The organism is Methylomonas sp. 2BW1-5-20 (assembly GCF_052474515.1).
Map to the genome: position 1 here is coordinate 3,263,842 of NZ_CP184127.1, position 13,392 is coordinate 3,277,233.

Below are 13,392 nucleotides of genomic sequence, written 5' to 3' on the forward strand. Positions count from 1 at the left end.
TATTCTTGGCGACTCATAGAAAATAGTCCGTTCCCAACCCAAAAACTCCTGTGATTCCGGTAGATGGCCAATAGCGCAAGTCCCGAAGACAATATCGTTTCTATTAGCAACTTGAGCTTTTCCAGAGGCCCCAGAAAAATTTTCGACGCGGTGAGCCTGGACATTCCGCGCAGCAAGATTACCGCCATCATGGGCCCCAGCGGCACCGGCAAGACCACGCTTCTAAAATTGATCGGCGGGCAGCTGACGCCGGATCGCGGCCAAATCCATGTCGACGGTCAAAATGTCCACCGCCTGAAAACCCGCGAACTATACGAGCTGCGTAAACGCATGGGCATGCTGTTCCAAAGCGGCGCGCTACTTACCGATATGAGCGTGTACGATAACGTGGCATTTCCAATGCGCGAACACACCCATTTGCCGGAATCGATGATCCGCACGCTGGTACTGATGAAACTGCAAGCGGTAGGCTTGCGCGGTGCGCGCAATTTAATGCCCAACGAGTTGTCCGGCGGCATGGCCAGACGGGTGGCATTAGCGCGCGCCATCGCCCTCGATCCGTTAATGATCATGTACGACGAACCGTTTACCGGCCAGGACCCAATATCCAAGGGTGCGCTGGTACATTTGATTAAATCGCTGAACACCACTTTAGGCCTGACCAGCATTATCGTCTCGCACGACGTGCAAGAAACCGCTGCCATTGCCGATTACATTTATGTATTGTCCGAAGGCAAAATCATCGGCCAGGGCACACCGCAAGCATTACAAGACTCCGAATCGGCATGGGTGCAGCAGTTTATGCACGGCGATGCCGACGGACCTGTACACTTCCACTACCCGGCGCGCGATTACCTGGAAGACCTGCTGGCCAGCAAATAACCACCACTTATTCATCAGATGCTTCAATTTTTGCAAAATCTGGGAAAAACCACCCGCAGCAGCTTTGCCAAGCTCGGCCGCGCCTCGTTTTTTCTGAGCCACACCCTGACCGGCATCAGCGATGTGCTGCCGCGCCCCAATCTGCTGATCAAGCAGGTGTATTCGGTCGGCGTACTGTCCTTTCTGATCATCACCATCTCCGGCCTGTTCGTCGGCATGGTGCTGGGCTTGCAGGGCTTCAATATTCTGTCCGATTTCGGCGCCGAGGAATCCCTGGGCGTGATGGTCGCAGCCTCTTTAGTGCGGGAACTGGGACCGGTGGTATCGGCCTTATTGTTTGCCGGCAGGGCCGGTTCGGCATTGACCGCCGAGATCGGCTTGATGAAAGCCACCGAACAATTGTCCGGCATGGAAATGATGGCGATCGATCCGATCAAGCGCATCATTTCCCCACGATTTCTGGCCGGCTTTCTGTCCATGCCCTTATTGGCGGCCTTGTTCAGCGCAATCGGCATCATGGGCGGCCACCTGGTCGGGGTCGGCATGCTCGGTGTCGACGACGGCGCGTTCTGGGCACAGATGCAGGCCAGCATCGATTTTCAAGACGACATCATCAACGGCGTGATCAAAAGCGTGGTATTCGGTTTCGTGGTGTCGTGGATTGCGCTATTCGAAGGCTACGACGCGATCCCCACTTCTGAAGGCGTCAGCCGCGCCACCACCCGCACCGTGGTCAACTCGGCCTTCTCGGTTTTGGCTCTCGATTTCATTCTAACCGCACTCATGTTTGGAGACATTTAACATGCAGCATTCCAAGACCCAGGACACCCTGGTCGGTTTTTTTGTCGCCAGCGGCATCGCCGCCCTGTTTTATATGGCTCTGCAAGTCAGCAATCTGGGCAGCTACACCAGCGAAGACAGCTACACCGTGTTCGCTCACTTTCAAAACTCCGGCGGCCTGAAAGTCAAGTCGCCGGTCAACGTAGCGGGCGTGCGCATCGGCCGAGTTTCGGCAATCCGCCTCGACAGGGACAGCCACGAATCCATCGTGGAAATGCGCATCGAATCGCAATACAACAACCTGCCCAGCGATTCCGGCGTCAGTATTTATACCGCCGGTTTGCTCGGCGAACAGTACATCAGCCTGGACCCCGGCTCGTCGGATGAATATTTGAAGGATAAAAGCACCATCGACATCACCAGCTCGGCCATAGTGCTGGAAGAAATGATAGGCAAATTCATGCTGAACAAGGCGGAAGGCAAATAATGTCCAAGCTGACATTAACCGAACAAGCTCCCGGCCACTTTACCGTGGAAGGCAATCTGACCTTCGCCAGTATCGATAAACAGACCTTACAATCCTTCAAATTTTTGAAAGGCATGGACGCCATTTGCATCGACTTGGCCAAAGTTAAAACCACCGACAGTGCCGGCCTGGCCTTGATGATCGAATGGATCAGGCTCAGCCGGATGGGCCGGGTTAAACTGTCCTTTAAAAATATCCCAACGCAATTACTGGCTTTGGCCAAACTCAGCGGCTTCGACGAAACCGAATATTTTGCAAATCACACGCATTAAGCTGCGCTCTAAATTAATAGACCAATAAGAATCCATGGATAAATTACTGATTACCGGCGGCCAAGCGCTGCACGGCGAACTAAGAATCTCCGGCGCCAAAAACGCCGCTTTGCCTATTCTCGCCGCCACTCTGTTGTCCGATGTGCCGGTCAGCGTCGGCAATATTCCGCATTTGCACGACATCACCACCACCATGGAATTGTTGGGTCAAATGGGCGTGCGCCTGACCGTCGACGAGAAAATGAACATCGAAGTCGATTCCAGCACCATCGATAAGTACGAAGCGCCTTACGAATTGGTAAAAACCATGCGCGCCTCGATTTTGGTTTTAGGACCTTTGCTGGCCCGCTTCGGCGAAGCCTATGTCTCGCTACCCGGCGGTTGCGCCATCGGCACCCGTCCGGTGGATATTCACATCGACTCGCTGCTCAAAATGGGCGCCGACATTACCGTCGAAGCAGGCTATATCCACGCCAAGGTCAAACGTTTGCAAGGCTGCCATCTGGTACTGGATAAAGTCACCGTAACCGGGACCGAAAACATCCTGATGGCCGCTACACTGGCCGAAGGCATCACCATTATCGAAAACGCCGCGAAAGAACCGGAAGTCACCGATCTGGCGCATTTTTTAAATAAAATGGGCGCCAAAATCACCGGCGTCGGCACCGACATTCTGACCGTGGAAGGGGTGGAAAGACTGGGCGTGGCAGGTTTGCATTACGACATCCTGCCCGACCGTATCGAAACCGGCACCTATCTGGTCGCCGGCGCGATCAGCCGCGGCCATGTCAAACTGAAAAACACCGACCCATCAACGCTGGACGCAGTTTTGGTTAAATTGAAAGAAGCCGGCGCCGACATCACCTGTGGTGAGAACTGGATCGAACTGAACATGCACGGCAAACGCCCGAAAGCCGTTACCGTGCGCACCGCGCCTTATCCGGCTTTCCCAACTGACATGCAGGCGCAGTTCACCGCGCTGAATTCCGTCGCCGAGGGCGTGGGCTTGATCACCGAAACCGTATTCGAAAACCGCTTCATGCACGTGCAGGAACTGCAACGGATGGGCGCACAAATCAAACTGGAATCCAACACCGCGATCTGCACCGGTAGCGGCCAGTTAAAAGCCGCGCCGGTGATGGCCACCGACTTGCGGGCTTCCGCCAGCCTGGTATTGGCCGGCTTGGTTGCGGAAGGCGAAACCCTGGTGGACCGGATTTATCACATCGACCGTGGTTACGACCATATCGAAGAAAAACTATCGCAACTGGGCGCCACCATTCGCCGCGTTCCTAACTAACCCCATCGCAAAGCCATGTTGACCATTGCCGTATCCAAAGGCCGTATTTACGAAGAAGCCCTGCCGTTTCTGGAACAGGCCGGCATCACGCCGATCGACGATCCGGACAAAAGCCGCAAACTGATTCTGCAAACCACCCGCCCCGACGTACAGTTGGTGATCATCCGCGCCACCGATGTCCCTACCTTCGTCGAATACGGCGCGGCGGACTTAGGCATCGCCGGCAAAGACGTACTGATGGAACACGGCGCGGAAAGCCTTTACGAACCGCTGGACTTAGGCATCGCCGGTTGCCGCTTGATGACCGCCGGCCCGGTCAATGCCCCGGAAGTGAAAGGCCGTTTGCGGGTCGCGACCAAATACGTCAAAACCGCGCAGAGCTATTACGCCAACTTAGGGATACAAGCCGAAATCATCAAGCTATACGGCTCAATGGAATTGGCACCGCTGGTCGGTTTGGCCGATTGCATCGTCGACTTGGTCGATACCGGCAACACCCTGAAAGCCAATGGTCTGGAGCCACGGGAACTAATCGCCAACATCACCTCTCGACTGGTGGTAAATAAAGCGGCGATGAAAATGAAACATCAAGCCATTCAAGCACTCATAGATCAGTTCGAAACCACCTTAGCCCAAAGGTAAGCCCATGACTGCGATCAAGATGCTGCGCCTAGACAGCGCGGCAATCGACTTTGAAAAACAACTGCAAGCCCGTTTAGCCTGGGATGCCAGCAACGATCTGGAAATACACAAACGGGTGTTGGACATCATCGCCGACGTTAAAAAACGCGGCGACAAAGCCTTGCTGGAGTATACCAACCGCTTCGACGGCACCGCCTTTAAAGCCGCCGCCGAACTGGAACTGGAGCGAGCAGCGTTGCAAAACGCCTGGGACACCCTGCCCAGCACCCAAGCCATCGCCCTGCAAACCGCCGCGGACCGAGTCCGCGCTTATGCCGAGCATCAAAAACTGCAATCCTGGCAATACACCGAGCTAGACGGCACCGTGTTGGGCCAAAAAGTCACCGCATTGGATAAGGCCGGCCTGTATGTGCCGGGCGGCAAAGCCGCTTACCCTTCATCGGTGTTGATGAACGCGATTCCGGCCAAAGTCGCCGGCGTCGGTGAACTGATTATGGTGGTACCCACACCGCGCGGCGAAACCAATGCGCTGGTATTGGCTGCGGCGCATGTCGCGGGCGTAGATAGAGTATTCACCATCGGCGGCGCCCAAGCCGTCGCGGCTTTGGCTTATGGCACCGAATCGATTCCGGCGGTGGATAAAATCGTCGGCCCCGGCAACATTTACGTCGCCACCGCCAAAAAGCTGGTGTTCGGCCAAGTCGGTATCGACATGATCGCCGGCCCATCGGAGATTTTGATCATCTGCGACGGCCAAACCAACCCGGACTGGATTGCGATGGATATGTTCTCGCAAGCCGAACACGATGAAAATGCCCAAGCCATTTTAATCAGCGACGACGCCGGTTTTCTGCAACAAGTGGAAGCCAGCATCAACAAGTTGCTGTCGGAAATGGAACGCGCCGACATTATCCGCGCCTCGCTGACAGGTCGCGGCGCATTTATCAAAGTCGCTAACTTGTCCGAAGCCGCGCAAGTCGCCAACCGTATTGCCCCGGAACATTTGGAATTGTCCGTAGCGGAACCGGAAGCCTTGTGTGAACAAATTCATAACGCCGGCGCGATCTTCATGGGCCGCTTCACCGCCGAAGCGCTGGGCGATTACTGCGCCGGCCCGAACCATGTGCTGCCCACCTCCAGCACAGCCCGCTACTCGTCGCCTTTAGGCGTTTACGATTTTCAAAAGCGCAGCAGTTTGATCAATTGTTCAGCGGTTGGGGCGCAGAATTTGGGCAAGATTGCTTCTGTGTTGGCGCGGGGGGAGAGTCTTACTGCGCATGCACGGTCGGCGGAATTCAGAATTTAAGAACTGTTCCCTCTCTCAGGTAGAGGGCTAGGGTGGAGGAGTTTTAAATTTGTGTAGCTCCCGAGACGGGTGGTTTTGAAGTCGGGTCTCGGCCCGACAGGCGAGGTACTTTCTTTTGCTTGGCAAACCACAGGGATGTGGCGAATGCCGAAAATGCAGGAGCAATTTTCGGCCAAAAGAAAGTATCCAAAGTAAAGACCACCCGACATTCCGCCTTAATCCTGCGCTGCTACGAAAACCATCCATGGTTTTCACCCTCCGCCGGGGCAGCCTATCGGCTGCGATGCTCGGGGCAGAATAACGGGAACAAAACCGTCCCACAATTCAGCAGAAAACCAACACTATAGAATGTACCCACACTAGGGTGGCTCATTAATCGAGAATGATGCGCTTCACGTTGTTCAGCACATCCTACGCGCCCTAGGTAATACCGGGGATTCAAACTAAGCAGCAAACCGTTGTTCAAAGCAAATTTGACTCCTTAATATTCAGAAGCTCTATTGTTTAGGCCGGGCTTTTTCGACAAGACCATCGATCGCATCCGGTATTAACTTTTCCGCAAATCCAGCTAAAAAAGACATTACAAGTAGTTTCGCAAAATCGATAGAACCGTTAATACTCATACAAATAAATAAGCCTTGCAAACTAGTGGGACACCCCCTCTCATAAGGAGTATTTTGCGGAACAATTAAATTAATCAATTCTGGATTAAAAACCACACCAAGCACACGCGACAACGCATTTGACTCCCAAAGCACCATTACAAAAACTGAAAATAACGCACCAGAAAAAAGCGCAGAAATGCCGTCAAAATAACTACTCCTTAGCTGAAGAAAGGACAAGTATGTTTCATTCTGTATTTTTAATTTTGACATACGCCTATGAAAACTAACGTAAGCCCCAAAAGCGCCAAAACAAGCAACAGATGCTAACAAATCAGATTTTTCTGGGGCAGAATATACGTGGGAGTAAGAAAACATAAAAACCAATAATGCAATAAACAATAGAGAAACCATAATACTCACACAAGATCTAATTTGGTGCCCTTTTGTCGCAAGCGAGTATGTCCAATACAACCTATGGGCCAAGTAAATAGCTTGGGCTCTAAGATGCCCCAAGCTATCTTGGTCATCTTGGGTGGCCTTAGTGAAGTCTTCATATGCTTGAATTTGATCATCATCGGCAATAGTTTTAAATCTATGCTTTAGATGTTTTTCCTCTATTGTTAATTCATGTAGTTCTTGATGATCAATAATAGCCACTCTTAACGCGCAAATATCGCTCCATTCGGCACATTCGCTTTTTTCTGAAATTATATTTTTTATATATTCTCTAATTGGCTCGTTTGTTCTCTCTATACTCCTATAATACTCCAGTAAAAAGTATTTAAACTGACAATTAAGATAGCTTTCTATTGACGGACCAGAAAAGAAACCTAACAACCTTGCAGGAATAGCCGCAAGCGCACCTAAAATGGAACTCACTAAATTTACGGGACTTTTCATGAACAGGCCACATAATAGTAGAAAATATAAAATAATTAAAAGGGCAAGTTGTAACTATTAGAAATCAACAGCTAAAACTATATTGCACCGCATGTAAAACTTCAAACATAATGCAAATAATGTAGCATGCCCTACTTGCTAAAAATTCACATTATTTTAAGTAACTGAAATTCCATGTTGTGTACATTTTTCCCGTATACCTGGCCGAGACCCGAGTCCAAGGCCATAGGGCGCGATCCATAAGGCGTCAATAGACATCGTCGTATTGCGCCGAATGAGTGACGGGCTTTGTATATATTAGACAACTTCGAATTTCACCTCTGGGTTTTCTCCCGTATGCCGCGCCGAGCACCGGAGCTTTTGAACGGATCAGCCCGCAGGGGCGCCGCAGGGATGCGGCGCGTTGCCGAAGGGGCAGGAAGCCCCTTTCGACAACCCCGTTCAAAAGCTCCGGAGCGCAGGGCATAAGCGGCATCCGGGCCGCCTTTTCTTTGGATACTTTCTTTTGGCGGAGCAAAAGAAAGTGTCTCGGCTGTCGGGCCGAGACCCGACACCAAAACAACCCGTCGCGCCAGTGACACAACTACTTAACGATCCTGCCCGTAAATACGGCAAACAAAGCGCCCCACATAGTTCGCAAACAGCGCGATTCGTAAACTCACCCCAACCTTAATTCAACATTGTTTTCCAAATCTCAGCAACTCAAAAATACAAGCAGCCCGTCAGGAAATGGCTGCTAACGATAACCCATCAGCCCAAACAACCTTCAGAATACGTCCCCACCTCACAGCGAAACACTCCCATCCGGCAACACAAACTTAATATCCAAACTCCGCAAATAAGTCTGCAAGCCGGCGTCCTGTAATGGAATCAAATGCGCTTCTTGGTCCGACTCGTTGTAATGCGCGTGCCAGCAGCCGGGCGGGGTGATGAAGGCTGAGTAGGGTTGCCAATCCACCCGGGTCGGATTGACGATCTGGCCGCTTGCCGAAATCCGCGGCCCAACCAAGGTGTAACAACCCGGCGCGCAATCCAGAATCAAATCCAAGGCCACCGATTGATGCCGATGCGGCAATTGCACAGCGCCTTTGGGCAACACACCCAGCATCGCCCATAGCGTATGGGTGACAGTCAAGGTTTGGTCCATGGCTTTATTGGCCAGCAACACGCTGATGCGGTTGCGATTCACCGTCTCCGCCGCTTTTTGCACCGCCGCCAACTCGCGCAACGAATCAGCCGCGGTATAGAGCGTCGGTTTAAAGCATTGTCTCTCAGCTTTGACGCCCAGGTAAGTCAACAGCGGCTGATCGTGCACCAGATAAAAGGCCGCATCGCCGTCGGCAAAATGGCGGGTATCCTTGCCTATCGGCAACACTACAAAATCGCCGGTTTGCCAAGGGATAGTCAGGTCGTCGAAGTCGGTGCGGCCACTGCCGTACATCACGTAAAACAATTGCGAGGTGGCATTGAAATTGGTCGCCAACGAATCGCCTGCCAGAATTCTGACAAAGTTCGCGCTCAGCGCCGGGCTGGTGGCCGGACCGGGACAATTTAACTGCGCGCTGACGTCGAGCGGGATAATCCGGGTGCCGCCGGTTTGATGCAACTCGCTGCCGAAATTAGCAAACGGCAGCTTGGATATAGCGCCAGAAGCAATCGGATCGGCGGCTTGGGTATATTCAAAATAGCGGCAATTTTCCTGTAACTGCTCTAGCGGGTTTTGCGGTTGGTTTACGGTCATGGCTGGCACCTTTTTAAAATTAAGCAATCCATGTAAACGGCGTTATTTCCTAAATTGTACGCTCGGTAATTTGGAAAGGTTGGTTTGTTAAGTGGGATATTCCGCCTATCAACAAAAAGATGCATTTTCGATCCGCACAGTAGATGAAATACTTAGTGCAAGGGTTCCACAATTAGCCTGCAACCGTTAGAATCGCGTCATATATCCAAGACAAATCGGCTATGGCTCTGGCAGAGAAATTAAAACTAAGCGCGGACGACTACCTGCAAGGCGAGGCGTCTGCTCAGGTCAAACACGAATACCTCGACGGTGACGTCTGGGCCATGGTCGGCGCCAGCGACGCGCATGTTTCGATTGCTGGCAATTTGTTCTTTCTGCTTAAACAACATCTCAAAGGCACGCCCTGCCGCGCCTACATTTCCGACATGAAAGTCAATGTCGCCAAAGCCAACGCATTTTTTTACCCCGACGTGCTGGTGACCTGCGAACCTAAAGACCGCGACAACCGCCTGTTCAAGCAGCATCCGCTATTCATCGCCGAGGTGCTGTCGCCTTCCACCGAAGGTTTTGATCGCGGCGCCAAATTCGCCGCCTACCGCCAACTCGACAGCCTGCAACATTATTGGCTGATCGACAGCCAAAGCCAAGCCATCGATTGTTTCGAGCGTACCGCGCAAGGCTGGTTGCTGCACAGTTTTACCAACACCGCCGACCGTCTGCCGCTATCCGGCTTGGACATCAATCTGGATCTAAGTGCGATTTACGAGGACGTAATGCTGGACGTCGCCGATCAGGTATGATGTACGGCTTTGTGACAGCGCAATAACCTGCCCTGGCTTGATTGCCGCGTTAGCCTAACCCCGTTTCTTTTAACTTCCAAAGTGCCACCCATTGAATAACACCATGAAATTAGCAAAATCTTCCCGTTTTCCCGCCTGCCCTGGCCCTGTCGTCACCATCGTCCTGGACGGCGTGGGTATTTCGCCGCGCGAAGACGGCGATGCAGTGAAAGCCGCGCGCACACCCAACCTGGACCGCTACATGGCCAGCTATCCGATGACCAAACTGCTGGCGCACGGCACCGCAGTCGGCATGCCCAGCGACGAGGACATGGGCAACAGCGAAGTCGGCCACAATGCCTTCGGCGCCGGCCGGGTGTTTGCGCAAGGCGCCAAATTGGTCGCCGAATCCATCACCAGCGGCCATCTCTGGCAAGGTCATGCCTGGCACGACGTGGTAGCCACCGCCAAACAAGGCGGCACTTTGCATTTCCTGGGTTTATTCTCCGACGGCAACGTCCATTCGCACATCGATCATTTGAAAGCGATGATCGAACGAGCCAAGCAAGAAGGCGTAGCCAAAGTGCGGCTTCACATCCTGTTGGACGGCCGCGACGTCGGCGAGACTTCCGCATTGGATTACGTCGATCCGTTCGAAGCCTATCTGGACGGCTTGCGCAGCGCGGCATTCGACGTGGCGATTGCTTCCGGCGGCGGCCGCATGCAAATCACCATGGACCGCTACGAAGCGGACTGGAGTATGGTCAAACGCGGCTGGGACATTCATGTACTGGGCTTAGGCAGACAATTTGCCAGTGCCCACGAAGCGATTGCAACCTTCCGCAATGAAGCCAACGTCATCGACCAGGATTTGCCCGGTTTCGTGATTGCCAAAGACGGCAAACCGCTGGGCACTATCGTCGACGGCGATGCGGTGGTGTTTTTTAACTTCCGTGGTGACCGGGCCATCGAAATTTCCCGCGCCTTTACCGAAGAGCAATTCAGCCCGTTCGAGCGCGGCCCGCTGCCGAAAGTGACTTACGCCGGCATGATGCAATACGACGGCGATACCAAATTGCCTCCGCGCTTTTTGGTCGAACCACCTACCATAGACCGCACTCTGGGCGAATATTTAGCCAAGAACGGCGTGTCGCAATACGCGATCAGCGAAACCCAAAAATTCGGTCACGTAACCTATTTTTGGAACGGCAACCGCTCCGGCAAGTTTGACGAAGCTTCCGAAACTTACGTAGAAATCCCCAGCGACGTCGTACCTTTCGAACAACGGCCTTGGATGAAATGCGCCGAAATCACCGATGCGCTGATCGACGCGGTTCGCTCCGGTAAATATAAATACTTGCGGGTCAATTACGCCAACGGCGACATGGTCGGCCATACCGGCAATTTCGAAGCTGCCGTTACTGCGATGCAAGGGCTGGATTTGCAATTGGCGCGTTTGATTCCGGTGATTTTGGAAATGAACGGCACGGCGATCATTACCGCCGACCACGGCAATGCCGACGAAATGTACGAGCTGGATAAAAAAGGCAATGTCACGCGCAATGCCGAAGGCCGCACCAAGGCCAAAACCTCGCACACCTTGAATCCCGTCCCTTTCGTGCTAATTTCCGGGGAAAACTCGGGTTACACCTTGCGCCAGGATTTACCGAAAGCGGGTCTGTCAAACGTGGCGGCAACCATTTTGAATCTGCTGGGCTATGACGCGCCGGAAGATTACGATCCGAGTCTGATCGAAGTACGCTAAGTCGTCTTGCTAACGGCTGCGGTTTGTTCACACATCCGCAGCCGTTAGGATACCGGCGCATGCTGTGCCGCCGCGAGAATACGGCAACTTGCCGGGCCACCCAGCTGCCGAACGCTACATACCGCATAAAACAACTATATTTTTGCTACGGTTTGACGCAGTTTTACGCCTGTCGGTCTGGTTAGACTGGCACCAGTTTTAGGCAACCTTAAGGTGGTGAAAGTGGAAAACAAAATTCTGATTCAAGCAGCGGCGGGCATTGGCGCGTTAGTGATAGCCTGGCTAGGCACGAGCGTATACGTGGGCAGCAATGCCGAAAGGAATTTGGCGGCGCAGGTGCAAAAAACCGCCGCCGATTGCAGTGTGCGCCTAACCAATTTGCAACAGCAATCCGGACTTCTGTCGGGTAGCGGCAAGTTGGAATTGCATGTCGGCGATCTGTGCAATAGCGAGCAATCCGGCAAATACTGGGTGGTGGCGGACGTGGAATACAACATCAACCATCTGATTCTGCCGAACACGCTGATGCGGTTTAACTGGACTTTAAAGCAACCGCCGGCACCAAATACCGCCGGGCCGACCCTGCAATTGCATGGATCCGGGGGCACGGCATTTTCCGGCGCCGTGTATTCGGACATTAACTCTCAGGATATTTCCGGGCAGGCCGAGGATGAGAGTTGGCATTTGGAGCCTATCGCCGGCCGTTTCGAAACCAAGGGTGATACCTTGGAACTGTACCTGAAGGGATCGCGTTTCACCTCGCGCGGTGGCGGCAAGGCCATAGACCTGCAAGGCATCGGGCTGCAGGTGAGCCTGTCCGATCTTGAGCTGGGCTTGGGCAAATCCGCGTTCACTATCGATAAAGTCGGCACCGGCACGGGCAGCGGCGAAAACCTGAGATTCAGCAGCGAGACCGTGCAAAATGGCGACCGTATCGACGCCAAAATGCTGTATGCATTGGGCGGCCTGAATTCGATGGGATATTCTGCCCAGGATCTGGCCTTGGAAATCGCCATAAATGGTTTATATGCCGAAGGCGTGCGCACCCTGGCCGCTATCGCCAAGCAAACCAAGTCCCTGCAAAATTTAACCCTGGAGGATAACAAACGTTATCGCACGGCATTGAAGCAGGTTCTCAATCAAGGCTTTTCCACCGGCATCACCAAGTTGAGCGGCACTATCGGCAATGCGGCGGCGAAAAGCGCTCTCAATGGCCAAATTGTGATCGACCTTAAACCCAACGGCAATCCGCAGGGAAATATCGAACTGGCCAAAATGCTTCGGTCATCCGGTCAAGTCTCCTTCACCGGCAATGCCCTGGATCAAACGCAATTGACCCAACTGGTGCAAATGGGTTTTGCCAAGGCGACGCCTGAAGGTTTGCAGGCTGCTTACGATTATTCGGCCGGCATCCTGAAAGCCAACGACCGGATTATTGACGAGCCGCAGATACAACAAACGCTGATGAGCGCCGATTCGGAAATCAATAACTTTCTGAACGAGCCGCGGGCCGGCGCGGCCCCGGAACCGGGACTGGAACATGTGATGACGAGCCCGACCGAAGACGATGCCGATCCGGCACAAAACGCCTCTACACCGGAATCCGCTCCGGCCCAAGACCTTCTGAGCGTTAGCATGACCGGCCGGGTGAGCTACTCGGATACCGATGCGGTAATCGAAGACCAAACCGGCCAAACGCTTCATTTCATGCCCGACTCCGATATTGGCCGATTAATCGCAAGCCAATGTGCGGAAGGCGATACTTGCGCGCTGATAGCGTTGACGGATGGCAGCCGTGAAATTAAAGCCTTACAACAATTAAAGACAATTTCCGTGGTGCCAGCCGCGCCAATCCGTTGATTACTTCTTCAAAACCGCGCGCAATACCGTCTCG

General features: G+C 53.1%; 12 protein-coding genes. 10 read left to right on the forward strand and 2 right to left on the reverse strand.

Annotated elements, in window-relative coordinates; translation table 11 throughout:
• Positions 1-63 precede the first annotated feature (63 nt).
• From ACH50O_RS15040 to hisD, 7 genes are read left to right on the forward strand one after another with little or no spacing between them, the layout of a single operon-like run.
• Positions 64-882, forward strand: coding sequence for an ABC transporter ATP-binding protein (locus ACH50O_RS15040; protein ID WP_446808586.1), 819 nt, complete (start codon positions 64-66; stop codon positions 880-882).
• An 18-nt stretch (positions 883-900) separates the two neighbouring features.
• Positions 901-1,683 carry a lipid asymmetry maintenance ABC transporter permease subunit MlaE gene (gene mlaE, locus ACH50O_RS15045; protein ID WP_446808587.1) on the forward strand — a complete coding sequence of 261 codons (783 nt, stop codon included), beginning with the start codon at positions 901-903 and terminating at the stop codon, positions 1,681-1,683.
• A gap of 1 nt (position 1,684) precedes the next feature.
• A complete protein-coding gene (mlaD, locus tag ACH50O_RS15050) occupies positions 1,685-2,149 on the forward strand; it encodes an outer membrane lipid asymmetry maintenance protein MlaD (protein ID WP_446808588.1) in 465 nt (154 codons plus the stop codon).
• Entirely contained in the window at positions 2,149-2,460 is a 312-nt protein-coding gene (locus tag ACH50O_RS15055) for an STAS domain-containing protein (RefSeq protein ID WP_446808589.1), read from the forward strand. The genes mlaD and ACH50O_RS15055 overlap by 1 nt, the downstream gene beginning before the upstream one ends.
• A 34-nt stretch (positions 2,461-2,494) precedes the next feature.
• Positions 2,495-3,760 carry a UDP-N-acetylglucosamine 1-carboxyvinyltransferase gene (gene murA, locus ACH50O_RS15060; RefSeq protein ID WP_446808590.1) on the forward strand — a complete coding sequence of 422 codons (1,266 nt, stop codon included), beginning with the start codon at positions 2,495-2,497 and terminating at the stop codon, positions 3,758-3,760.
• 15 nt (positions 3,761-3,775) lie between these two features.
• Positions 3,776-4,402 carry an ATP phosphoribosyltransferase gene (gene hisG, locus ACH50O_RS15065; RefSeq protein WP_036272871.1) on the forward strand — a complete coding sequence of 209 codons (627 nt, stop codon included), beginning with the start codon at positions 3,776-3,778 and terminating at the stop codon, positions 4,400-4,402.
• 4 nt (positions 4,403-4,406) lie between these two features.
• Positions 4,407-5,708 carry a histidinol dehydrogenase gene (gene hisD / locus ACH50O_RS15070; RefSeq protein WP_446808591.1) on the forward strand — a complete coding sequence of 434 codons (1,302 nt, stop codon included), beginning with the start codon at positions 4,407-4,409 and terminating at the stop codon, positions 5,706-5,708.
• Between the two features lie 497 nt (positions 5,709-6,205).
• Here the strand turns inward: hisD and ACH50O_RS15075 are convergent, their stop codons facing one another.
• Both ACH50O_RS15075 and ACH50O_RS15080 read right to left on the reverse strand, forming a co-directional pair.
• Positions 6,206-7,213, reverse strand: coding sequence for a hypothetical protein (locus ACH50O_RS15075; RefSeq protein ID WP_446808592.1), 1,008 nt, complete (start codon positions 7,211-7,213; stop codon positions 6,206-6,208).
• A gap of 784 nt (positions 7,214-7,997) precedes the next feature.
• Entirely contained in the window at positions 7,998-8,954 is a 957-nt protein-coding gene (locus tag ACH50O_RS15080) for a cupin (RefSeq protein ID WP_446808593.1), read from the reverse strand.
• 221 nt (positions 8,955-9,175) lie between these two features.
• On the opposite strand from ACH50O_RS15080, the gene ACH50O_RS15085 reads away from it, so the two are divergent.
• From ACH50O_RS15085 to ACH50O_RS15095, 3 genes are all read left to right on the forward strand, one after another.
• Complete coding sequence (locus ACH50O_RS15085) at positions 9,176-9,754, forward strand: Uma2 family endonuclease (protein ID WP_446808594.1); 579 nt, start codon at positions 9,176-9,178, stop codon at positions 9,752-9,754.
• Between the two features lie 103 nt (positions 9,755-9,857).
• Positions 9,858-11,498, forward strand: a complete 1,641-nt coding sequence (gpmI, locus tag ACH50O_RS15090; protein WP_446808595.1) for a 2,3-bisphosphoglycerate-independent phosphoglycerate mutase — start codon at positions 9,858-9,860, stop codon at positions 11,496-11,498.
• 222 nt (positions 11,499-11,720) lie between these two features.
• Positions 11,721-13,358 (forward strand): DUF945 family protein, encoded by a 1,638-nt coding sequence (locus tag ACH50O_RS15095; protein ID WP_446808596.1) that lies wholly within the window; start codon positions 11,721-11,723, stop codon positions 13,356-13,358.
• Positions 13,359-13,392 lie beyond the last annotated feature (34 nt).

Excerpts from the sequence above, each read along its gene's own strand:
- ACH50O_RS15080 (WP_446808593.1), bottom strand. The coding sequence starts at position 8,954 with ATGACCGTAAACCAACCGCAAAACCCGCTAGAGCAGTTACAGGAAAAT.
- ACH50O_RS15075 (WP_446808592.1), bottom strand. The coding sequence starts at position 7,213 with ATGAAAAGTCCCGTAAATTTAGTGAGTTCCATTTTAGGTGCGCTTGCG.
- ACH50O_RS15055 (WP_446808589.1), top strand. The coding sequence starts at position 2,149 with ATGTCCAAGCTGACATTAACCGAACAAGCTCCCGGCCACTTTACCGTG.
- ACH50O_RS15040 (WP_446808586.1), top strand. The coding sequence starts at position 64 with ATGGCCAATAGCGCAAGTCCCGAAGACAATATCGTTTCTATTAGCAAC.
- hisG (WP_036272871.1), top strand. The coding sequence starts at position 3,776 with ATGTTGACCATTGCCGTATCCAAAGGCCGTATTTACGAAGAAGCCCTG.
- ACH50O_RS15085 (WP_446808594.1), top strand. The coding sequence starts at position 9,176 with ATGGCTCTGGCAGAGAAATTAAAACTAAGCGCGGACGACTACCTGCAA.
- murA (WP_446808590.1), top strand. The coding sequence starts at position 2,495 with ATGGATAAATTACTGATTACCGGCGGCCAAGCGCTGCACGGCGAACTA.
- mlaD (WP_446808588.1), top strand. The coding sequence starts at position 1,685 with ATGCAGCATTCCAAGACCCAGGACACCCTGGTCGGTTTTTTTGTCGCC.
- hisD (WP_446808591.1), top strand. The coding sequence starts at position 4,407 with ATGACTGCGATCAAGATGCTGCGCCTAGACAGCGCGGCAATCGACTTT.
- gpmI (WP_446808595.1), top strand. The coding sequence starts at position 9,858 with ATGAAATTAGCAAAATCTTCCCGTTTTCCCGCCTGCCCTGGCCCTGTC.
- mlaE (WP_446808587.1), top strand. The coding sequence starts at position 901 with ATGCTTCAATTTTTGCAAAATCTGGGAAAAACCACCCGCAGCAGCTTT.